Consider the following 22,541-nt stretch of genomic DNA (forward strand, 5'->3'; position numbering starts at 1 on the left):
AGCGATTACTTCTTGTCGTAACCTGCTTTATCCATGGTGTCTTGAGCTTGCTGTACGTAAACCCAAGCTTCGTCCATCAGGCGCTTAGCCAGTGCTGGACCGTGAACACCCCAAGAGCCGTCTTTGTCGATCTTGGCAACGTTGGCGCGAGCCTTGTCTACCATCATCATCACGTCGGCTTTGTCGGACAGAGTCAGACGAGTGATCAGCATCAGCTCATCAATACGTTCGATCTGCTTGTTCACTTTGGCGTGCAGTTCCTGTACCGGACCCTGCCACTTCATTACTTCACCGTAGATCTCTTGCTGATCTTCGAAGTGCAGGCCTTTATCCAGTTCAGATTGGAACTGAGAGTGACAGCCTTTACCGGACAGAACGTTACGATCTTGAGCAGAAGTACGAGCACAAGACCACATCAGATCCAGGTACGCGTAGTTGTCTTCGTCTTTAGCAACGGTCCAACCTTTACTGGTAGATACGCGTGGCTGACCTTCGCCCGGATTCAGAGTCTTCTTGATTGGATCCACTTTGATGTTCCAGATGTGCGAGGCACGAACGTTGTCGAAGCCCGCTTGGTCTGGGAACTGAATCGCAGTGAAGTTCTCACAAGAGCCCATGTTTGGCATGTGACAAGAAGAACAGGTGTTTTCGCCGTGAGGGGCAGAAGACTGGTGGAACTCCAGCTGAGTCTCGTGACAGTCTTCACACTGCTTCTTCAGTTTCGGATTAGAAACGTGGCTCAGGTAAGAGGTGTCAGTAACTTCGTGTGGATCGTGACAGGTGGTACAGCGCATGCCTTTTTCGTAGTGCGCGGAACCAAACATCTGCGAACCTTCAGTACCACAAGATACACAGGCAGACTTCATCTTCACGTTGAAGGCGTCTTCTGGCTTAGCACCTGGGCCTTCTGCCAGTTCAGCAACGTAGTTGAAGCGCTGGTGACAGCGTTCACAGTTGGATGGCATACCGCCGCCAACACCGCCCTCTAGGTGAGCGCCAGCGCCGTGACACTCTTCACAAGAGATACCCTTGGAGATGGTGTGCTCGCGCAGTGCTTCTGGGTTACCCAGATCGGCGAAGAACTCCTCTTTAGTTTGGTAATCAAACTTAAAGGTGTGACACACTTCACAGTAGGAAGAGGCTGGCTGGAACAGGAACGATTTGTCCTGCTTAGCGCCGTAGGAGTTACGGCCCCATTCGTTAGAACCGGAATCACCGAATTCTTCCATCTTCACTGGGAAGGTTGGGATAACTTTCTGGATTTCAGCCGCTTTTTCTGGGGTCAAGAAGGTCAGCCAGTTCAGAGAGAACTGGTTAGAGCCAGCGTGTACGGTACCGGTACCGTCAGCCAACAGACCGTCGCGAACGGTGTAGGAACCACGAACCAGCCACGCATCGATGTAGCCGTACTTAGTACGTGGAGTACCAACTACAGAGTAGATCGCCTCTTCGGTGATACCCGCTGGTAGAACGCCAGACTTGGTGCCATACATACCTTTCTTCAGGTCGCCGCCCACTTCTTCCATTTCATCTGGGAAACGGATGGTCTTGGCGTGACGAGAGCGCTTCCACTTCTCGTACTGAACCGCGTGACACTCACCACATTTCTCTGGACCGATGAACTTGTTCGGGAAGTCTAGGATCGACTTCTCGCCCAGACGGTACTGAACCGCCATGATGGCGCCGTTCTTTTCAGAGTAATCTTCGGAGTTACCGGTGTGCAGGTACTCTTCACCACGGTCAGAGATGTGTGGCTTACCAACGATACGACCTTCTGGAATGTAGGTCTTAAAGATCGGGTGATTCTCGAACAGGTAATCCCAGAACTCTTTCTCGGTGATAATGTAATCGTGCAGGGTCATTACACCGCGCGATTCCATAGTGCCTGAACCTTTAGCGTATACGCTGTGGGTTTGCGGCGATGCTTTGTAGCCCAAGTCGCTTTGCGGTGGGGCATCGTTTGCTTGAGCGCCGAAGGCAGCGGCGCAAAGCAGTGCAACTGCAGTTGCTTTGGTATTCCAGGTTTTCATCATTCACTCCTAGTTGTTTGGTATTGCTAAGTGGCGTTGCTGGGCTATTCCATCCTCGCCACCGCAATCAACCGAGAGCCATTTTGCCGAAACTGCAAAAGCTAAATGTGAGCCAAATGCGCAATTTACAGGGCGATCAACCCTAAACCATCAATCTCCACCCAAATGCATTTAAAAACAACAATTTAAGCAAAATTAAAAAAGGCTTTTTTAGAACTTTTTTAGAGTTTTTTAGAGAACTTTAGCGAAAAAACAAATTCACCAAAGAAGCTAAAACTTTCTATAAGTCACAAAACTCAGTATTCATAAATAACGCTCGCAAATAGCCCCGCTAAAGGAAATAAAGTTTCATTGGTTAAATACCGTTCTTTTTTGAGCAAGCGTCACACTCTGCATTATTGCTTCTGCGTTGAATGGAACTTGATTGGTACATTTACGTCATAGCAATGCCGCCTACCCATTGGTTATTTGAGGCGGCATTTTCGTAGGAGTGAAATTGTGGCTGCCGAACTCGGGCTGTTTCTATTAATTATCGGTACCGTACTGAGCATTGCTCGGGCGTTATTGCCATTGGTGCCCTCCTTGCAGTACCAAGGCCATCTATTGATGCGCTTAAGTGCCAGCTGCATCACTGTGTCACTGCTGGTGCTGGGTTACTGCTTCTTAGTCGATGATTTTTCGGTGGCCTACGTTGCCAACCACTCCAACAGTCATCTCGCGCCCTATTTTAAAATCGCCGCGGTTTGGGGCAGCCACGAAGGTTCGATGCTGCTGTGGTTAACCGCGAAGGTGATCTGTGCGGTGATCATCGACCGCCGTGACCGCTTCGGTTATGACGCCAGCACCGTGATGGCGGCAATCTCCTCTGGCTTTGGGCTGTTCCTGTTATTGACCTCTAACCCGTTTGCGCGGCTGCTACCCGAGGTGCCGATTGAGGGCCGCGATCTCAACCCAATGCTGCAAAACATCGGGCTGATTCTGCACCCGCCGTTGGTCTTCTTCGGTTATGTCGCGATGGCGGTATTGTTTGCTGGCACCTGCGCCATGCTGTACCGCGCCGAGTTAGTTGAAAAACAGTTGCCGTGGCTACGACGCTGGGCGTTAGTGGGCTGGCTGCTGCTGACTGGCGGCAACCTGTTTGGCTCTTGGTGGGCCTACAGCCAGTTAGGTTGGGGCGGCTGGTGGTTCTGGGATCCAGTGGAAAACTCCTCGTTTATCCCTTGGCTTATTAGCACCGCCCTGCTGCACAGCTTGTACTTAAATCGTCGCGGCCAACTGCAATTGACCACTCTACTGCTGTGTCTGTTGGCGTTCTGTTTGTCGCTGCTGGGCACCTTCTTAGTGCGTTCTGGGGTGATCCAATCGGTGCATGCCTTTGCCGCCGATCCAAGCCGCGGTTACAGCATTCTGCTGCTATTGGCCGCGGTCACCATCAGCGGTTTTACCCTGTTTGCTAAAAACGCCGAGAAGCTGCTGCAACAACAAGCTGGCAGCGATCTAAGCGGTCGTAATGGCATCCTTACCGTGGCGGTCGTGCTGATTGTAGTGGCCACCGTGGCAGTGGTGTTAGGCACTATCTACCCGCTGATCTTCTCGGCGTTGAACCTAGGTGCAATCTCGGTCGGACCACCGTACTTCAACGCCATCTTTGTGCCGATCACCATTGCTTGTGCGTTGTTGATCTCCTGGATTATGTGGCCAAGTAGACCGGTGCAGATCGGCTTAGCCGTAATCGCTGCGGCCTTGGCTTCGGCGCTGAACTGGGGTGTTGCCACTGAACCGTACTGGTTGCTGTGGTTAGGTGCCTTTGGCGCCAGCGTGCTGCTACCAAGCTGCGTCTATTCATTAGTCCGCCGCAACCAAAGTTGGCCGGCATGGCTCGCCCATACCGGACTGGCGGTGGCGATCATCAGCGCCACCACGGTTTCCAACTTTGAACAGGCAGCGATGGTGCAAATGGGCCCAGGCGAAGGCCGCTTTGTTGGCGATATCGCCTTTGTGATGGAGTCTGTCGATACCGTTACGGGTCGTGGCTTTACCGCTGAACAAGCCACCGTGCGTTTGGAAGATCAACAGGGTAACCAACTGGGCTACCTGTACCCGCAACGCAAACTGTTTGGCGCCACCAACATGCAGATCACCGAAGCGGCGGTGCAGCAAACGGTGTTTGAGGATCGCTACTTATCGATGGGGCCAGCACTGGAGTCCGGTCGCCATCTGCTGCGGATCAGCCGCAAGCCGATGATCAACGGCCTGTGGTTTGGTGGCTTTTTGATGCTACTCGGTGGCACTGTCGCCATCGCTCAGCGTCGTCGCCACGTGCCACAAGCTGACACGGTAAAGGAGCCAGCATGCGCCTAATTAACCGCCTTGCGGTCGCCCTATTGACGCTGACACTTTCCGTTGTCGCCCCACTACAAGCGGCGCCATCACTGGCTGAGCGTGCCCATGGTATCGCCATGGAACTGCGAGATCCGGCCTCGACCAACCTAACCTTGGCCGAGTCGGAAACTCAGATCGCTTATGAACTGAAAGCGCGCATCGCCCAGATGTTGGCGGAAGGCCAAAGCAAAACTCAGATCGTTGACAGCTTAGCCGAACGTTACGGCCAGCAGATCCGCTATCAACCCCCATTTAATGCCGCCACTGCTGTGCTGTGGCTTACTCCTGTGGTGCTGCTACTGCTGTTACTTAGCGGAATGTGGTGGCGCCACCGTTCTGTCAAGAGGAACTCATGATCTCTGTAACATCGTCCATGCACGCTCTGCGCCGCAGCGTTAAGGTATTGTCGTTAGCGGCACTGTTGGTCGCCCCGCAAGCCCTGTCTGCCCATCTGCCAAAGGTATACAGCACCGGCGAGCAGATTGAAAAACCATGGCAGCTGTCGCGCTTTGTGGAATACACCAACGCCCGCAAGCCACCGGTTGTGCCGTTCGTCGATAAAGCCGGTAATGAAGTGACCCTTAGCCAGTTTGGCGGCAAACTGACCATGGTTAATATCTGGGCGACCTGGTGTATCCCGTGCTGGCGAGAACTGCCGGAGTTGATTGAGCTGCAACAGCACTTCGCCGGTCAGCCATTCCATATTCAGCCAATCAACGTGGATGAAGACCAATCGGTGGTAGCGCCGCTGATCACCAAGTACAAGATGGATCACGTACCAACCTGGATGGATACCAAAGGCGACTTTATCCATATCGCGGTGATCGATACCGTACCAGCCAGTTACTTCTTCGATGGTAATGGCAACTTGGTTGGCCACATTCGTGGCTACATCGATTGGCTGGAGCCAGCGGTGCAAGAGTACGTCGGCAAACTTATCAACAAGTACGCCGAGCCTAACTTTGTTCAGGCTGAAGGCTAACCCCCGATAAAACAAACGCGGCGCTCACTGAGCGCCGCGTTTTTTATGATGTTCTGTAATGTTGCTGCAAGTAGTAGATATTGATGCAGACGATAAAAGCGTTAACTAATGCCACCGGCCAAGCGCTGATGGCACTGCCATAGGCGACAAATAAGATTGCACCGGTCAGATTCCACCAACGCAGTTTGACCATATCGGACATCATCAATGACACGGCAATGGTAATCGACGCGGCGTAGCCGACCCACTGCCAATACTCTGCGGTCATGGCTGTTCCTCTGGTTACATACTCGGCGTGGCTGGGCCTGTGGCTGGAGCATCGCTGCCTGAAGGCTGATAACCCATCTGCTGCGAGAACTGCTGCATCGAGGCAAACCACCACTCGATGGTATCGGCAAAATTGCTGCGGCTCACCCCCAGATGCAGATTGACCGCCATCTCGATGGTGGGATCGCCCTCATCATCAAAAAACGCCTTGCCGTAGCGGCTGTTGCTGTTCCAGCGGTTGATCGCTCGCATGTCCATGCCGGGGTTTTGCCAAGCGGCATTAAAAATCAGATCACGACAATTTTGACCCGCTTCGCAGCCGTAAAAACTGACGGTATAGATGGCGCCTTGGTAGGAGCCGATAATCAACGGATCGCCAACGCCGTCACGGTCAATCACTGCATCCCCGTGCACCTGCATCATCGACAGCAGATTATCAGGATCACTGGCATCGACTAAGGATTCCGCGGCGAGCGACGGGCTGTATAGCGTGGGAACAAAAAAGGCGGCCATCACAGCCGCCAGAGGCAATCGAAACATTGCTACACCTCATGCACTTGCTTACCTATAACCCTAGGTCAAAAAGCGCGCAAAAGCCGTGCACCATGTTTGCAGATATTACTGAAACAGCGCTATCTCATCGGCACTCAGGTAGCGCCAGTCGCCCACAGCCAACTCGGGATCCAGCGCAATCGCCCCGACCTGCTCACGGTGCAGGCCAACCACCTTGTTGCCCAGCGCCGCAAACATCCGTTTAACTTGATGGTATTTGCCCTCGATGATGGTGATCCGTACCTCCGTGTCACTCAACCGCTCTAGCGTCGCTGGGCGAGTTAACCCATCACCATGAAGCTCAACGCCAGCGTGCAGTTGGGCCTCCGCGTCGGCAACCAAAGGCTCGGCCAACTGCACTAGGTAAGTTTTGCTGCAGTGAAAGTTGGGCGAGGTGATGCGGTGGCACCACTGGCCATCTTCAGACAACAGCACCAAACCGGTGGTATCGACGTCCAGTCGCCCCGCTATCCGCAGCGTATCGGTACGCGGCAGGCCAATCAGCTGCAGCACCGACGGGTACAGTTCATCAATGTTGGAACACAGATACTCTTTCGGCTTGTGCAACATCAGATAGCGAGTGTTGATGGCACCGACGGTCTCGCCATACCAACAGACATCGGTATCGTCCGACACTTTAAAGCCCGGATCGTTAATTACCACGCCATCGCAGGTGATGGCCCCGGCTTTTAACTCTCGTTTGGCAAGGCTGCGGGTCAATTCAGTGTTATCGGCGAGAAATTTGTCTAGGCGCATAGAAGTTATTGAGTTGAGGTAGAACGGCGCCGCACCACAAGGCCGCGGCAGTGCAGCAGGATGATAGCAGAGAGCAGCGCCAGCACCGCGTAAATCATGCTGATGCTCAGCCGTTCAACAACTAGGGCGCTATTGATAGCAGCCCTTGGTTACCATTATGGACATACAGCAGCGCGGTTAAGATCACCGCATTGGTATTGAGGTTGCGACTGCGATTGACGGCATCGTCCACCATGATGCCGCTATCCCAACCATCACTGTGATGCAGTTGCTGCGCTTGCTGCCACAGCGCCCGCCCAAGCGGATCATCCGCCAGTACCGCCAGCGCCACCGCGCATTTGCTGCTTAGCCGCTGGCTGCGACTGGTCGGCTTACCAAGGTAATCGGTACTCTGCCACGGCTCGCCCTGATAGTGCAGGTTGTTATACAAAAACCACGGCGGCCAAGCGATGGCATCTTCACCGACACAGCTTAACTGTGCCTGCTGGCGATAACGATTGGCATGGGCTTGACGCAAGTGTTGATAGTCCTGCTCCATCGCTGGCGGCAGTGCGCCAAATTCCAACTTGGCCAAATAGTAGGGATCACTGGTTAAAAACGGCCGCGGGCGCCGATCAAACGGCAACAGCGTGGCTGCCACCCGCGCCCGTTGCTGGCTCTGGCGCGCCAGCGCTTTGGCCACCGGCAACTCCCATAGCGCCAATGCCATCGCCGCGTATTGCTCATAGCCGAGCCGTCCCTCTTGATAACGCCGCTCGTGACCACGGCTAAAACGCGCCCCTTGCAGCTCGCCCTGATTGACCAGCAGCGGCAACTGCCAAGCAGCAATCACCGCAGCGACTGGCGTTTGCAACTGCGGCTGACGCCGCTGCAAAATCGCCAGCCACCCCAGCGCTCGGGCAATATCCAAGGCCGACCAACCGCTGCCATTACGCTGACGGTTACTGGCTTGCACCACGGGCTTAGCGCTGTCGGTGTGGTAGCTACGATTCGGCAGCTTGCCATCGTACAGCGGCATCTGCGCCAAGGTGGTCAGCAACCGCCGCATGCGCAGATCAAACTCGGCGTTATCAATAAGCCCAAGCTCGTAAGCGGCGACGGTACCGGCGATAACACTGGCCACATCCCACAAGGTGGTTTCACGATAACCCGCGACCGAATTGACCAAGCCCGTGGCCGTTTGATATTCCCTTTGAAAGTAACCCCAAGCACGGCTTGCCATCTGCCGCTGCAAGGGCGTCAACGCATCAAACATTGGCACCACATGCGCTTGCAGCGATAACATCTGCATCTCCGGCGGCGCCACACTCGACAGCCGCTGAGGCGCCGCTTTGATCGGCTCTGCGACTGGCACCATTCCGCGAACATTCAGTCCCGGTTCTTGCAACTGCTGCTGATGTTCGCCGCCGGAGATCTGCGAGCGATCCGCCAACTTGGTGTCTGCCGCTGCCAGCGGCAGCGCCGCCTGCAACATGATGTAGATGGCGATGGTCGCCCATCGGTTATTGGTCACCCGCGCTCCTTGCGTTTGGTTACTCGACGTTGCTGCGACTCCTGTCTCAATAATAGTTGCCGCAAGCACAACAAATCGCCGTATAGTCAACGACAAACCTCAACGGAAGATAATAATGGATAAGGTGTTTTGGCTGGTGCCAGGGCAGATCGCCGGTCGCAGTGGCCCTAATAAAGATCCGTGGCAGCTGAGTGACTTTGCTGATGCTGGCTTCGATCTGGTGGTGTCGCTGAACTGCGCCAGCGGCGTTGATGTCAGCGAGCTCGACCGCTATGGCATTGATCACCTGCATGTCGAGCTGCCACCGAATATCCCGCCGCAAGCGGGCGACGCCAAGTGCTGCGCCGACGGTTTGAATCACGCTTGGCAACAACTGCAGCCACGGTTAGCGCAGGGACAAACGGTGCTGATCCATTGCCGCAGCGGCAAAGACCGCACCGGCATGTTGATGGCGTATTTAGTGATGCAACTGCACAAGGTGGCGCCAGCAGAAGCGATCGCACACGTGTTGCAGGTCCGCCCAATCGCCTTGAGCGCCGAAGGCTGGCACAGCATGGCACTGCAAGTGCTAAGCGAGCTAGAACCGCAACTCGGGCAATTCTCAGCGTGATCCCGCAAGCTGTGAGACAGTTAACGCTATATTTTCTTGCCAACGCCGATAATCGCGCCGTTATTCACCAGTGAAACAGAACCATGCCAAAACAGAAAACCGTTAGTGACCGTGAGTTTTACCTGCTGCGCTCCGGCAAAACCATTCTTCGCGCCCTGCATGTGGTCGGCATCGTTGGCGGCGCTGGTGGCTTTATCTATGGCCTTGATATTGAACAGTGGCGCAACTGGTGGATCTTGGCGATGATCAGCGGCGTGCTGCTGATGGCGTGGGAGATTTGGCGGTCACCGCTGTGGGCGGTGCAGCTTAAAGGCGCCTGTACCATCGGCAAGGTGGGGCTTCTGGCACTGTGCTACCCCTACCCCTCGCTGGCGCCATACCTGTACAGCTTTATTGCCCTGTTATCGGTATTCATCGCCCACGGCCCCGGTAACTTTCGCCACTACTCGCTGTGGCATCGCCGGGTTCTTGGTGGCAAAGAGATCAAAGGCTAACCCAGATGCACGATTCCCTGACGCCAAGCCCGCTGTTGCTGAAGCACCTTGAGCAGCTGCAACGACTGCCGGCAGGACCGGTGCTGGATCTGGCCTGCGGCGGTGGCCGCAATGGCTTGTGGCTGTCACAACAGGGGCTGCCGATGTGGTTTTGTGATTGCAGCGATGAGGCGCTAACGCTGGTAACGCAGCGGTTAGCGGATCAACAATTGAACGCGGTGCTGTGGCATCAGGATCTTGAAACTGGCAGCAACCCCTTTGCCGGTCGCCGCTTCGCCGCAATTATCTGCCATCACTATCTGCATCGACCGCTGCTGCCATGGCTAGCGCAAGCGCTGTTGCCCGGAGGGGTATTGGTCTATGAAACCTTCACCATCGAACAAGCCAGCATCGGTCGACCGCGTAACCCCGACTTTTTATTGCAACCCGGCGAATTGGCCAAAGCCTTTGCCAGTTGGTCGCAGATCCACTACCGTGAAGGAAAGCTGACCAATCCAGAGCGCTACCTGGCCCAACTGGTGGCGCGCAAACCGGAGTAGTGCCGATGCTGCAGTGGTACCCCAACCAGATAAAAATTGGCGCCGCCCCCGCGCTGACCTTGGTGATGGTGGCGCTAGCGCTGCTGGGGCGATTGCTGCCGCCAAGCAATCTAATCCTATGGCCACTGATGGCAACGCTGCCACTGATCGCCTTAGTGCATCTGTGGCTGATGGTGGATGATGAGGTGATGGATCGCCTCGACGCGTTCTTCTACGCCTTGGTTCACCTGCCACTGGCGTTCGTGGTGTGGACCTTCTCGATTGTGTTCGCCAGCGGCAGCAATATTTTTTAGCCGCCTCGCTCAAGCTCCGCTAAAGATAGTTGCTAAGTGGCGCGGTTTTTTCTACCGTGGCGCCCTCGCTTTTCTGGAGTATCCCGATGTTTGTCTACAACCCGCCTACCGAACCGTATCTGACCGTGATCCACGGTGATGAAGATCTTATCGTGGTCGATAAACCGGCGGAACTGTTGTCGGTGCCGGGCCGCGATATCGCCCACAAAGACAGTGTGATGACCCGTGCCATCGAACGCTATGGTCAAGCATTTGATGTGCATCGCTTGGATATGGCGACCTCGGGGATCATTGTGGTGGCGCGCACCAAAGAGGCCGAGCGTGAACTTAAACGCCAGTTTCGCGACCGCGAAACCAGCAAACAATATTTGGCTCGGGTTTGGGGCCACCCGGAGCAAGATGAAGGGCTTATCGATCTGCCGCTGATCTGCGACTACCCAAACCGCCCGAAGCAGATCGTCTGTTTTGAGCACGGCAAACCGTCGCAAACCAAGTACAAGGTGATCCGCCGCGAAGCACAAACCACGCTAATGGCGCTAACCCCAATCACCGGCCGTTCGCACCAATTGCGCGTGCATATGCAGGCACTGGGACACCCGATTGTTGGCGATCGCTTCTATGCCGATGGTGCGGCGCTGGAGTTCAGTGACCGGTTAGAACTGCACGCCTACAAACTGCGAATTAAGCAGCCCACCAGTGGCCGCTGGCTGGAACTTAAAGCCCCCTGCCCATTTGCTTAAGCAAATTGGTATCGTTGAGCTTATCAAGCAACACAGCCGTACGCCGAAAACGAAAGCTCTGACAGATATTGTCAGAGCTTTTTTGTTTCACCTAAAAAACCACTTAATAGGAAACAAAATCCAGTCAAATTGACTATTTACGTCTCTATTCCTGCCACTCGCAATAATGTTACAGCCATGTTAAAAACGCATAGTCGCATGCACGTGCGATCCAGCGCAGAAGGTTGTCGCACTGGTTGTCAAAACAGGAAGGGAAACGAATGAAAACCAAAATAGCTATCGCGGTCGCCCTTGGACTTACGGGCTCCGTTCATGCTGCGCCAAAATCACTGTCTGACGCCCCGACACTAACTAACTTTGAAGTGACTCAAGTCACCCAAAACTACCGCCCGAGCGAACGCCAACATCATCACAATGAGCAACGGGATCGCTATATTCTACAGTTGCAGCAGCAGCCCATCGCCACTTATCGTGGCGACATCGCCAGCATGGCGGCCACCGCCAGCAGCGACGGCAAATTGCAGCTACAAACCCCAGCCGTCAGCTCTTATCGTGGCTACCTGCAACGGCAACAAAAATCGCTGCTATCCTCGCTAAAACAGCGCTTCCCAGTGGTGCAACATCAGGCCAGCTTCGACACCGTATTTAACGGCATCAGCGTTTATGTGCCAGGGATCAGCCAAGCCCAATTAGCGGCGTTGCCCGGGGTAAAAGCGGTCTACCCTGAACAGCTCTACTCAACGCAGATGGATCAGTCACTGGAACTGATAAATAGTGCCGCCGCTTGGGCCAAATTAGCGGATCGCGACAACGCCGGCAAAGGGGTTCGGGTGGCGGTGATCGATTCCGGGATCCGCCCAGAAAACCCGATGTTTAATGATGACGGCATGGATCCGCCAAGCAGCCTGCCTGGCGACGATTACTGTGGCCAGATCGACAGCAGCTTTTGTAACAACAAATTGATTGTGGCCCGCTGGTCGGTGCCCACTTTCCCAGTCGCCGAACAGGAATATATGAGCCCACTGGGTTTTGATGGCCACGGCACTCACGTCGCGGGCACCGCCGTCGGTAACGTCACCGACATCGAATTCCAAGGGCAGGATGTCACCATCTCGGGGGTGGCTCCAGGCGCTTACCTGATGTCCTATAAGGCGCTGTACGCCACCTTGGCGGATCCAACCCGCGCATCCGGCTCCAACACCATGTTGCTGGAAGCCCTTGAACATGCCGTCAATGATGGCGCCGATGTGATCAACAACTCGTGGGGCGGCGGTGCCGGTGCCGATCCAGCCACCTCCCCCTACCAACAAGCGTTTTTGGCTGCTGAAGCCGCTGGCGTGGTGGTGGTCAGCTCTGCAGGTAATTCCGGCTCTGGGGCGCAAACCATCGGTTGCCCAGCCTGTATTGAATCCGGTATTGCGGTCGCTAACACCACTCATGGCCGCTTCTTTGCCAACGAAGTCGGCATCGGCAGTGACAGCGGGCTGCTGTCGATTCAAGGTGGTGGTAGCAGCAAACTGACCAGTGATATCAGTGCTCCGGTGATCAGCGCGGTCAGTGTCGACCAAGCCAATTTCGAAGGCTGCCTGCCCTTTGCCGCCGACAGTTTTGCCGATGGCATCGCCCTAATCAGCCGCGGCGCTTGCACCTTCCAAGACAAGGTCGATAACGCCGCCGCCGCAGGCGCAGGTGCGGTAATCGTCTACAACAACCGCGATGGTCAACCGATCACCATGGCACTGGATGACACCACCATTCCAGCAGTAATGATCAGTCAAACCGATGGCGACAACGCCCTCGCGCAACTGGCCACCGGCGCCGTTGACGGCACTATCAGCGCCAGCATCAGTCGTATCGTTGCCAATGAGTTTGCCGATAACACCGCGACCTCAAGTTCTCGCGGTCCGAACGGCAACCCCAATATTCTTAAGCCGGACATTGCTGCCCCAGGCAGTTTGATTCTTTCAGCGATGTCACCGGAAGAGATTGGCCGAGAGGGCGAGGAGTTTGCGCTGCTTAGCGGCACCTCAATGGCGGGGCCTCACGTTGCTGGTGCCGCGGCCCTGATGCGTGCCCAGCACCCAGATTGGTCAGCGGTGGAGATCAAACCGCCAACTTCGATCTGATAGGCAATGATACCGAAGTGGTGCAAGTGCCACTGCAGTTCCACGTCAGTCATGAAGGCGAGCAATTGCAGTCATTGCAACTGCTGCAGGTCAGTGGTGATGCACCAACGGCAATCCGCATCAGCCGCGAGCCGGAGCATGGGATGATTACCGTTAACGACGACCTGAGCGTGGATTACACCCCAAATGCCGACTTTGCCGGTGAAGACCAGTTTGGCTATGAAGCGTTAGATGACGCAGGCGCAGTGATTGGCACCGCCGTTGCCAGCATCACCGTCGCCAACGTCAATGACGCGCCGGTAGCACTGGAAGCGATCGCCGCTGGCACCGTTACCGGCGGTAGCGAGGTTTCGGTGAGTTTGTCTGCCGAAGATGTTGATGGTGATAGCTTGAGCTGGAGCGTTAACCAAACCGCAGGCACCGCAGTCGAGTTGAGCATTGCCGGTAATCAACTGAGCTTTGTCGCGCCGAGCGTCGATGCCGCCACCGACTTGGTGTTTAGCGCCATCGCCAATGACGGCAGCGCTGACTCCAATGCTGTTGAGGTCACCGTCACTGTGACCCCAGCAACCGATGACGACTCCAGCGGTGCTGACGATGAAACCGACAGCGGTAGTGTCGGTTGGCTGGCACTGCTGCTACTGCCTGTCATTGGCTTGCGTCGCCGCTGGCTGAGCTAACGCGCAACCGCGCGTCTTTCCGCGCGCACCTAGCCACGCGAGAGCCCCTCGCGTGAATATCCAAGGCCTTAGCGTTACACGCTAAGGCCTTGTTGTTATCGTTGGCAGTGCCCGCCGTGACTAGAGGCGGCTATCGCACTGCTCTGCCCAGACGCCACATTGCACTTGGCCAATGTGCGACTTACCCAGCAACAGCATCAGCAATCGCGATTGACCGATACCGCCGCCAATGGTCGCTGGCAGTTCGCCGTTCAACAGCGCTTGGTGCCATGGCAGTTGCAGATCGCGCTCGCGCCCCTGCAGATGCATCTGCCGCACCAAGGCTTCGCCATCAACACGGATCCCCATCGACGACAGCTCAAACGCGTCTTGCAGTTGCGGATGCCACACCAACAGATCGCCGTTCAGGCCAGCGCCATCCGCCGCTTCGGTGCTCCAATCGTCGTAATCGGCGGCGCGAGCATCGTGGGCTAGCCCATCTGCCAGCGGCGCGCCGATGCCGATAATAAATACCGCTTTCAGCTCTTTACAGATGGCGATCTCACGCTCTTTGCCAGACAGGTGTGGATAGTGCTGACGCAGGGTTTCAGCGTGAATAAAGTGGATCTGCTCAGGCAGTTGCTGCGGCAAACCAAATCGCTCTGCCAACATCGCTTCGGTGGCTTTAATGCCCGCCCAAATCTGTTCAACTCGCGCTTTTAAGCCGCACACGGAGCGCTCACTGGCGTCGATCACCTGCTCCCAATCCCACTGGTCAACGTAGACCGAATGCTTGGCGCCCAAGCTGTCCTCATCCGGACGCAGGGCTTTCATCTGCGCCACGATCCCTTCGCCTGCGGCAAATTGGTAGCGGCCCAAGGTGCGACGCTTCCATTTAGCCAGAGACTGCACCACTTGATAACGCTTAGTTGGCAGTGCCTTAACCGAAACGGCCACCGGTTGCTCAATCCCTGACAGCCCATCTTGCTCACCACTATCGGCGTCGCACAACAGCGGCGCTTGCACTTCCAACAACCCCAATTGTTGCGACAATTGCTGGCTGAAGTGGTGGCGGGCAAATTGGATCTGTTGTTGGGTTTGGATGTAGCTCTGTTTCATGGTGGCACTCACACTAAATCTTGGTTAACTGGCAGCCATCATTTAGCCAAACCGCTCATTCAGCAATAGATCAAACAACAAATGCCGTTGTATGATTTCGATTATCAAAGTAATTGCGCCAAAAATTAATGAACCAACAAAATACCCAAGAAAACGAGCTGTTGCGCCAACGAATCGATAATTTGGACAAACAGATCCTAGTGGCACTGCAACAAGATGCTCGAGTTGCCTATGCTGAGCTGGCTAAACGCTTCGCCGTCAGTCCCGCGACCATCCATGTGCGGGTCGAAAAGCTCAAAGCCACTGGGGTGATCTGCGGTACTCAAGTGATGCTCGATCCCCGCGCATTGGGGTATCAGGTTTGTTGTTTTATTGGGATTAATTTGAAGGCCGCCGGCGATTACCCGGCGGTACTTGCGCAATTGGAAGCGCTACCAGAGGTGACCGAGGCATACTACACCACCGGTCATTACAGCATTTTCATTAAGATCCGTTGCCGCAATATCGATGATCTGCATCGATTGCTGGTGGATCAGATCCAAGCGATTAAGCAGATCCAATCCACCGAAACCTTGCTGTCATTGAGCCAGCCAATTGGGCGGCAAATTCAGCCTTAAGCTTCAATCAATTGTTTATGCAGGTGTTGTACTACCGCATCGGCATCGCTATTGGCGACCAGAAAACAGAGATTATGGGCACTGGCACCGTGACAGATCATCCGCACATTGTAGCCATCGATCTCGGCAAAGACCTTGCGCGCCACCCCTGCGGTGGTTGCCAATTGATTGCCAATCACCGCCACTAGGCTGAGATTTTCGGTCACCTCTAAGCGGCACATCGCTTCCAATTCGGCCCGCAACGCCGGGGTGATTAGCTCGATACCGCAGCCATCAGAGCCGGTATTATCCAAGGTGAGCGCCACCGACACCTCTGAGGTGGTGATCAAGTCCACCGAGATCCGATGCTTGGCCAAAATCGCAAACAGCTCCGCCAAAAAGCCACGGGCATGCAACATATTGAGGCTGTGCACCGTCAACAGAGTTTGGCGCCGACGTAGGGTAACCGCCCGATAACCTGGGGCTCCCTGTAATTGCTGGCGGATCCAACTGCCACCACGTTGGGGTTCACTGCTTTTACCAACAAACACCGCACAACCGCTGCGCACCGCCGGCAAGATGGTGGCTGGATGCAACACCTTGGCGCCAAAGGTCGCCATCTCGGCCGCTTCATTAAAGCTTAACTCGGCAATCGGCCGCGCCGCTGGCACCAAGCGCGGATCGCAACTGTAGATGCCATCGACATCGGTCCAAATCGCCAGCACCTCTGCCGCCAACGCCTCTGCCAACAGGGCTGCCGAATAGTCTGAACCGCCACGCCCTAAGGTGGTGGTATGGCCTTCGCTATCGGCACCAATAAATCCTTGGGTCACTACCCGCTGGGTAGCCAAAACCGGTTGCAGGTGCTGCTGGCACAGCGACGCGATTAGCACCAGATCCGGCTCCGCTTGGCCATAATGACTGTCGGTGCGTAGCACTTGGCGTACATCAAAGCACTGCACCGCTTGCTGACGTTGTTGCAACACCTCGGTAAACAGCGCCGAAGAGCAGGCTTCACCTAAGGCCAGCAGCGAGTCTTTGATAGCACCAGAGGGCGAGGTTTGTGCCTGCAAGCTCAGGCGGTCCATCTGCACTAATTGCTGTTCGATGTAGTCAGCTAACGCCGCTGGAGCGCCCAGTTCATCCAAAATTGGCCGCTGGATAACCGCGATCTGCTCAAGGGTTTGCTGACGCTGCGATGGCGATAACTGACCGCTGGCAAGCGTCACTAAATGGTTGGTCACTCCGCTGCAGGCACTGACCACCACCACCTTAATGGCAGGATCGGCACAGACGATATCGGCACAGGCTTGCATCGCCCGATAGTTGGCAACGGAGGTGCCGCCAAATTTGGCGACGGTTAACGTACTGGTGTGTGGCATGCTTGGCGCCCCTAAATCTACCTTGAAACGGAGCGTCCGCAGGTTACGCCAGCCATTGACCGCGCAACCTTAAGAAGCACTCCACCATAATCCTGTCGCTATGGTGACAGCCCTGAGGATTCAGCCCCAGTGGCCGATCAGCGATCGCGTACTCGATCACTGACCTCGGCGAGACTCCCCTCAGTTGAACCGGCCCGTACGGCCTAACTACGTTCGCATTACCTGAGCATCGCACCTCTTCTGAGGCCCTAATAAAGCAAATGGTTTTCGCCCAAGTCAAACCCAAAGATACAAATTGCCAACCTTGGCAAACTACCGATAACAACCATCAATAATTACCGCTAAATGGCCGCCATTAACAATTGCAATCGCAACAACTTGGCAACCTTACGGCCACAACAGAAGCGGTCGCTATAAAAAAACCAATCTCCAGCTAATTTGCCGCTTTCAAACCCGTTTTTTAACAAACCGTGCCACCGCAACCGCAGTTTTTGCCATTCCGCCACAAGTGCGCCAGTAACAGAAGTTGTGACCGAGATAACGATTTGAGGGATTTGTTAACAAACTCGGATTACTGCTAATGGATTTTGGGTATCCTTAGCGACTATTAAAATTTAAGTTAGGCGCAGAGGCCGAATTCAACACCGTCATCCATGCCAACTGCGGTGTTGAATGTGGCATCAAAAGGGACTTTGCCTATGCTTACCGACGTGAACTACGGTTGGCGTCGCTGTTCATTATTGAATCGTGGTTTTTAGGTAGCCCAAATGCAAAATCCGCACATCCTTATCGTTGAAGACGAAGCTGTTACCAGCAACACGCTGAAAAGTATCTTTGAGGCCGAAGGTTACTCCGTTACCGTAGCTAACGACGGCGAAGAGATGCACAACGTGCTGCGCAGCAACAAGATCAGCTTGGTCATCATGGACATCAATCTGCCGGGTAAAAACGGCCTATTGCTGGCACGCGAACTGCGTGAAAAAGATGACATCGCTTTGATGTTCCTTACCGGTCGCGATAACGAAGTGGATAAAATCTTGGGCCTGGAAATCGGCGCCGATGACTACATCACCAAGCCTTTCAACCCACGTGAATTGACCATTCGCGCGCGCAACCTGCTGAACCGCATCGTTAACGCTTCTCGTCAAACCGACGAGCGCCCACAGGTAGAGTTCTACCACTTCAACCAGTGGACGTTAGAGATCAACAGCCGCTCGCTGATCAGCCCACAGGGCGAGTTCTTCAAGCTGCCGCGTTCCGAATTCCGTGCGCTGCTGCACTTTGTTGAGAACCCAGGCAAGATCCTGTCCCGTGGTGATCTGCTGATGAAGATGACCGGCCGCGAACTGAAGCCGCATGATCGTACTGTCGACGTTACCATTCGTCGCATCCGCAAGCACTTCGAAAGCCACCCAGAAACCCCAGAAATCATCGCCACCATCCACGGCGAAGGTTACCGTTTCTGCGGCGAACTGGGCGAATAAGGCTCGCTTCGAAGCAACAAAAAGAGCGCCCAAGGGCGCTCTTTTTGTCTAAACAGCCAAGTTATTTACTGTTCAGGTAATTTTTCAGTGCTTGCAGATCTTCATCGTAATGCTGCTGAATTTCAGCAAACCAAATACGATAGTTGGTCGGCCACTGGGGCTCATCACCGCACTGCATTAGCTGCGCTAACTGCTGCAATCGCAACAGGCCAACGGAACCGGAAGCCCCTTTAAATTTGTGTGCCTCGGCGATGATCGCTTTTTTGTCTTCGGAGTTAATGGCCGCTTCAATCTCTTGCAGATACTGCGGTGCCATCTGTTCAAATAGCACCACCGACTTCATCAAGATCGCCGGCCCAATGGCATCACAATATTGATCTAAGGTATTGGTATCCAAATTGGCATTCACTTGCACCACGATAAACTCCTCCCCTACTTCAGCTTAACGTTATTCTAAAATCAGACCGATTTTAATTATTCTAACCTGCCTGCAAATTATCAGCATCCAAGCTGTCAGGCCACCCAATTACTGATATCCTGCCGATGAATTGTTAACTCCATCAGAATGCAGTAATTATTGATGCGAATTTACGCCATCGGATTGGCGACTTTGGTGCTGGTTGCCAGCAACGGCAGCACCGAAGAGATCCGCCTAACCGCAGCTGAAGCCCATACTTTCAGCGTGCACAGCCACCAGCAACAACTCCCGCAACCGATTGTAATCTATCGCTACCAAGAGCAAAACCTGATTCCGTTGCAGGCGTTTGCGGCCGCGCTTGGATTAGATATCCGCAGTGATGCGGCCAGCGCCAAAGCCAACGGCTGGATCGGCGGTGAAAATAGCAACTTTTTGCTCGATATCGGCAATCTACAAGCCCGTCGTGGCATCGAACAGTATCAGCTAAGGCCACAACAGCCGTGGGCTCGCGACAGCGTCGATCTTTATGTCTCCGAGCAACTGCTGCAACAGATCCTGCCGCTGCAATTATCGTTCAACAAACAAAGCCAGCAGCTGTTGGTAAGCAGCGAGATGCCGCTACCGGCAGTTGACAAGCTGTTGGCGCAGCAGGCCAATAACACCCGTTTAGGGCAACAGCAAAATTTCCACAGCGGCGGTTTTGATCCGATCCACCCACACGCCTACCAAGACGCCAGCCAACCGGTGCTGTTTGCTTTTGGTAAAGGCGCACTGGTCGGCGACGACCTGCTTACCCAAAACTATCAGTTGGGGCTGCTGGCCAGTGGTGACTTAGCTGGACAAAGTTATGAGATCAGCGCCAACAAGATGGCCAAACAGCGCAGCGAATATCGGCTGCGCTTAAGCCGCGATCTGAATGATCTTGGTGGCGATCTGCCAGTTCAGCTTGGTCAATACCAACTCGGCGATGTCAGTTATTTTGGCGACAACCTAAGCCAAGGCGCCAACGAAGGCGTCGGGGTGCAAATTGGTGATGCGCGCAGCCACCAATTTGGGCTTGCCAATCTGGAGGGCAATGCCCCCCCTGGCTGGCAGGTGCATCTGTACCGCAACGGCGTCTTGCTGGCGATCACCGAAACTCCGCAATCTGGCCGTTACCGCTTTTTACAACAACCACTATTAGCTGGCGCCAACACCTTTGAGATGCACCTGTATGGCAGCAAGGGCGAATATCAGGTGCGGCGTCAAACCATCAATAACAGCAATCAAACTGCCGCAGGTCAGTTCAGCTATAACCTGATGGCCATCGATAATCGTCGCTTTGTCGCCAATGACAAAGAGGACCAAGAGGTAGCACAGTTACGTTCGCTAAAACAGCACGGACTGCGACTCAACTATGGCATAAGCCATTGGTGGGATATCGGCCTATCACTGCAGCAGCAAACCTTTGCCAGCACCACCAGCCCGAATCAGAACATTGACGAGCGTTACTTCGGCATCAATTCCAGCCTGCAGTTGTGGGACAGTAATATTGAACTGGAAGCGCTGCATGGCGCTGACGCTACCGCCTACTTTGCCGGTGCCAGCCGTGCCTTAGGCGACAACTACTTCCTGCGCGGCAGTTATCGCTACCACGATGGCATGCAAACCGATCAGATTGATCAGCAAGCGCCACTGCAAAGTGCCGCCGAGTTGTGGCTTGAAGGGCAAACTTGGCAACTGGGGGGCTGGCAGTACGCGTTCGGAGCACAGCACCAGCGTTATCAAAATGACGCCCTTCCAAGCAGCAGTGTGCTGGCCAATCGACTCTCCAGTCAGTTAGGCAACTTCAGTGTTACTCACACCTACTTGTACGACGGCGGTTATCAAGGCGAAGTCCGTGGCCGCCATCAAGGCAAGCTGTTGCTGGCCACGAGCGGCTATGAGTGGGGGCTATCCAGTAATATCCATTACCAAATTGGCGAGGGACTGCGGGATTTTGAAACGCGGCTGCGCTGGCGCCCGTTCGGCGACTTTAGTAACCACACCCGCTTGTTCTACGACAAGCCGTTTGACACCAACGAAAATCGGTGGGGGATGGCGCATGAGATCGCCTATCGCCACGATTGGCTCACGGTCGGCTTAGAGGGCGGCTTTGATGATCATGGCGATTGGCAGATCAACGCCACCGCGACCATGGCCTATAACTATCGCGACAATCGAGATCGGCAAGTTGATAGCAGCCTAAGGCCGCAACTGGCCGACATCAGCGTGCGGGTCTATCGCGACGTTAACAACAATGGTCACTTTGATCGCACCGATGAACCGCTCACCGGCATCGTCATTGATACCAGCCCCAGTTGGCCGCGCCAAGTCAGTGACCACGCCGGTATCGTTAACCTGCAGCAAGTACCGACCAACCGCAGCTACCAGTTTGCGATCGATCCCAAGTCGCTGCCTGCTGGCATGGTGCTGCGCAGTGGCGTGATGGGCTTGGTACCGCTGGCTGGCCAACCAAATCAAGTGGACTTAGCGCTGGTTAACACCAGCAGCATTGCCGGTCAGCTTCGCGATCAACACGGTCAAGTCATCGGCGATCTGGAACTTAACGTCACCGATTTAAATCAGCAGCGATTGCGCTCAGTTCGCTCTGACACTGAAGGTCGATTCCAGTTTTCACAGCTTCGCCCAGGCCAATATTATCTGATGGCCAACCCCGAACAGCTGCGGCAACGGCAACTGCGCACCGCGATTCCGCTGTATCCACTGAATATCAGCGCCAGTGGCGAACAGCGCCGAGACTGGGCGATTCAGCTACTGAACGACGCCCAACCGCAACCAGTCACCGAATCGGCACCCAAACCGGCACCGGCAACCGTCAGCAAACCGCAGCCACAGCCTGCCGTTGCGATGCGCCCACCGGTAAGCGACCCTCTGGCACAAATGGCCGACGACGATGTGCTGTTACAAGTCGCCGCCAGCCAGCGGCCGTTTCCATTGCAGCAACTGCGGCAACAGTACCCACAGCTGTCGCTCAATCAAGTGCCAGTCAAACGCGCCGGTAAACCAACCTATTTGCTGCTAGCTGGGCAGTATCCCAATGCGTTGTCCGCCCAACGCGGCGCGCGCCAGATCCCCAACGGCTTAAGCAACGGCCAGCCGATGCCACGACGGGTTGCCGATCTGCGCCGTGAGCGGATTGTCGCGGCCTCAGCTGCGATCGCAGCGCCGCAACTGAGCAGCGAGGATTGGCTCGCCCAGCAACCGGCCGATCACTTTACCTGGCAGGTGGTCGCCACCAAAGCCCGCGCCAGCGCCGAAGCGTTTGTGCGCCAGCAGCGGTTACCTCCGCCATGGCAAATCAGCGAACACAACGGCTGGTATCAAGTGTTGTGGGGCAGCTTTGCCGATCGCCAAACCGCCGAGCAACAACTGCAGCAGCTGCCACAGCCGTTGGCTCAACCGTGGTTACGGCCCTTCTCTGCGGTACGGTAAAGCCATTAACCGACGGTGGCCTCACAGGCTGTGATGCCACCGTCTTTTTTGCCAACCGCAATACCATTATCGCCAGCGAATGCGCCCTAGCACACGCTTTGATAAATCCTACTAACTCATTCGGT

General features: G+C 55.0%; 21 protein-coding genes and 1 riboswitch. Of the genes, 13 read left to right on the forward strand and 8 right to left on the reverse strand.

Features of this window, described 5'->3' with window-relative positions:
• Nucleotides 1-5: 5 nt before the first annotated feature.
• A complete protein-coding gene (locus tag G506_RS0115850; RefSeq protein ID WP_028117726.1) occupies nt 6-2,030 on the reverse strand; it encodes a multiheme c-type cytochrome in 2,025 nt (674 codons plus the stop codon).
• Nucleotides 2,031-2,528: 498 nt separating this feature from the next.
• Between G506_RS0115850 and G506_RS0115855 the strand changes: the two genes are divergently transcribed.
• The 3 genes from G506_RS0115855 to G506_RS0115865 are packed head-to-tail and all read left to right on the forward strand — an operon-like array spanning nt 2,529 to nt 5,394.
• Nucleotides 2,529-4,391, forward strand: a complete 1,863-nt coding sequence (locus G506_RS0115855) for a heme lyase CcmF/NrfE family subunit (RefSeq protein WP_035387436.1) — start codon at nt 2,529-2,531, stop codon at nt 4,389-4,391.
• Nucleotides 4,382-4,768, forward strand: coding sequence for a cytochrome c-type biogenesis protein (locus G506_RS0115860; RefSeq protein WP_028117728.1), 387 nt, complete (start codon nt 4,382-4,384; stop codon nt 4,766-4,768). The genes G506_RS0115855 and G506_RS0115860 overlap by 10 nt, the downstream gene beginning before the upstream one ends.
• Nucleotides 4,765-5,394, forward strand: a complete 630-nt coding sequence (locus tag G506_RS0115865; RefSeq protein ID WP_084631504.1) for a TlpA family protein disulfide reductase — start codon at nt 4,765-4,767, stop codon at nt 5,392-5,394. The genes G506_RS0115860 and G506_RS0115865 overlap by 4 nt, the downstream gene beginning before the upstream one ends.
• Nucleotides 5,395-5,437: 43 nt before the next feature.
• On the opposite strand, the gene G506_RS0115870 is transcribed toward G506_RS0115865, so the two are convergent.
• From G506_RS0115870 to G506_RS0115890, 4 genes are all read right to left on the reverse strand, one after another.
• Nucleotides 5,438-5,662: a YgjV family protein gene (locus tag G506_RS0115870; protein WP_028117730.1), complete on the reverse strand. Its 225-nt coding sequence runs from the start codon at nt 5,660-5,662 to the stop codon at nt 5,438-5,440.
• Between the two features lie 14 nt (nt 5,663-5,676).
• Complete coding sequence (locus tag G506_RS19965) at nt 5,677-6,201, reverse strand: YbjN domain-containing protein (protein WP_051202195.1); 525 nt, start codon at nt 6,199-6,201, stop codon at nt 5,677-5,679.
• Nucleotides 6,202-6,279: 78 nt separating this feature from the next.
• Nucleotides 6,280-6,969, reverse strand: coding sequence for a 16S rRNA pseudouridine(516) synthase RsuA (rsuA, locus tag G506_RS0115880; protein ID WP_028117731.1), 690 nt, complete (start codon nt 6,967-6,969; stop codon nt 6,280-6,282).
• Between the two features lie 121 nt (nt 6,970-7,090).
• Nucleotides 7,091-8,482, reverse strand: a complete 1,392-nt coding sequence (locus tag G506_RS0115890) for a DUF3131 domain-containing protein (RefSeq protein ID WP_028117732.1) — start codon at nt 8,480-8,482, stop codon at nt 7,091-7,093.
• A 115-nt stretch (nt 8,483-8,597) separates the two neighbouring features.
• On the opposite strand from G506_RS0115890, the gene G506_RS0115895 reads away from it, so the two are divergent.
• The 7 genes from G506_RS0115895 to G506_RS20515 all read left to right on the forward strand — a co-directional run bounded on the left by G506_RS0115895 (nt 8,598) and on the right by G506_RS20515 (nt 13,964).
• The gene (locus G506_RS0115895; protein ID WP_028117733.1) at nt 8,598-9,092 is read left to right on the forward strand and encodes a protein-tyrosine phosphatase family protein; all 495 of its coding nucleotides are present in this window, start codon (nt 8,598-8,600) and stop codon (nt 9,090-9,092) included.
• Between the two features lie 83 nt (nt 9,093-9,175).
• A complete protein-coding gene (locus G506_RS0115900; protein ID WP_028117734.1) occupies nt 9,176-9,586 on the forward strand; it encodes a hypothetical protein in 411 nt (136 codons plus the stop codon).
• Between the two features lie 5 nt (nt 9,587-9,591).
• A complete protein-coding gene (locus tag G506_RS0115905; protein WP_051202196.1) occupies nt 9,592-10,125 on the forward strand; it encodes a class I SAM-dependent methyltransferase in 534 nt (177 codons plus the stop codon).
• A 5-nt stretch (nt 10,126-10,130) separates the two neighbouring features.
• Entirely contained in the window at nt 10,131-10,418 is a 288-nt protein-coding gene (locus G506_RS0115910; protein ID WP_028117736.1) for a hypothetical protein, read from the forward strand.
• Between the two features lie 80 nt (nt 10,419-10,498).
• On the forward strand, nt 10,499-11,158 hold the full coding sequence (rluA, locus tag G506_RS0115915; RefSeq protein WP_035387463.1) for a bifunctional tRNA pseudouridine(32) synthase/23S rRNA pseudouridine(746) synthase RluA: 660 nt from the start codon (nt 10,499-10,501) through the stop codon (nt 11,156-11,158).
• A 260-nt stretch (nt 11,159-11,418) separates the two neighbouring features.
• Entirely contained in the window at nt 11,419-13,284 is a 1,866-nt protein-coding gene (locus G506_RS19970; protein WP_051202197.1) for a S8 family serine peptidase, read from the forward strand.
• Nucleotides 13,245-13,964: an Ig-like domain-containing protein gene (locus G506_RS20515; RefSeq protein WP_051202198.1), complete on the forward strand. Its 720-nt coding sequence runs from the start codon at nt 13,245-13,247 to the stop codon at nt 13,962-13,964. Before G506_RS19970 ends, G506_RS20515 begins: the two co-directional genes overlap by 40 nt.
• Before the next feature lie 120 nt (nt 13,965-14,084).
• Here G506_RS20515 and asnA read toward each other — a convergent pair whose 3' ends face one another.
• Nucleotides 14,085-15,062, reverse strand: a complete 978-nt coding sequence (gene asnA, locus G506_RS0115925) for an aspartate--ammonia ligase (protein ID WP_028117738.1) — start codon at nt 15,060-15,062, stop codon at nt 14,085-14,087.
• 128 nt (nt 15,063-15,190) lie between these two features.
• Between asnA and asnC the strand changes: the two genes are divergently transcribed.
• The gene (asnC, locus tag G506_RS0115930; protein ID WP_051202199.1) at nt 15,191-15,679 is read left to right on the forward strand and encodes a transcriptional regulator AsnC; all 489 of its coding nucleotides are present in this window, start codon (nt 15,191-15,193) and stop codon (nt 15,677-15,679) included.
• Here the strand turns inward: asnC and lysC are convergent.
• Nucleotides 15,676-17,040: a lysine-sensitive aspartokinase 3 gene (gene lysC, locus G506_RS0115935; protein WP_028117740.1), complete on the reverse strand. Its 1,365-nt coding sequence runs from the start codon at nt 17,038-17,040 to the stop codon at nt 15,676-15,678. The two genes, asnC and lysC, sit on opposite strands and share 4 nt — an antisense overlap.
• A 66-nt stretch (nt 17,041-17,106) precedes the next feature.
• Nucleotides 17,107-17,288: riboswitch (Lysine riboswitch) on the reverse strand.
• A gap of 519 nt (nt 17,289-17,807) precedes the next feature.
• Between lysC and arcA the strand changes: the two genes are divergently transcribed.
• Nucleotides 17,808-18,524 (forward strand): two-component system response regulator ArcA, encoded by a 717-nt coding sequence (gene arcA / locus G506_RS0115945; protein WP_028117741.1) that lies wholly within the window; start codon nt 17,808-17,810, stop codon nt 18,522-18,524.
• Nucleotides 18,525-18,585: 61 nt separating this feature from the next.
• Here the strand turns inward: arcA and G506_RS0115950 are convergent, their stop codons facing one another.
• A complete protein-coding gene (locus G506_RS0115950) occupies nt 18,586-18,945 on the reverse strand; it encodes an Hpt domain-containing protein (protein ID WP_028117742.1) in 360 nt (119 codons plus the stop codon).
• A 159-nt stretch (nt 18,946-19,104) separates the two neighbouring features.
• Between G506_RS0115950 and G506_RS0115955 the strand changes: the two genes are divergently transcribed.
• Nucleotides 19,105-22,416 (forward strand): SPOR domain-containing protein, encoded by a 3,312-nt coding sequence (locus G506_RS0115955; protein WP_028117743.1) that lies wholly within the window; start codon nt 19,105-19,107, stop codon nt 22,414-22,416.
• Nucleotides 22,417-22,541 lie beyond the last annotated feature (125 nt).

The organism is Ferrimonas senticii DSM 18821, from assembly GCF_000422665.1.
GTDB lineage: Bacteria > Pseudomonadota > Gammaproteobacteria > Enterobacterales > Shewanellaceae > Ferrimonas > Ferrimonas senticii.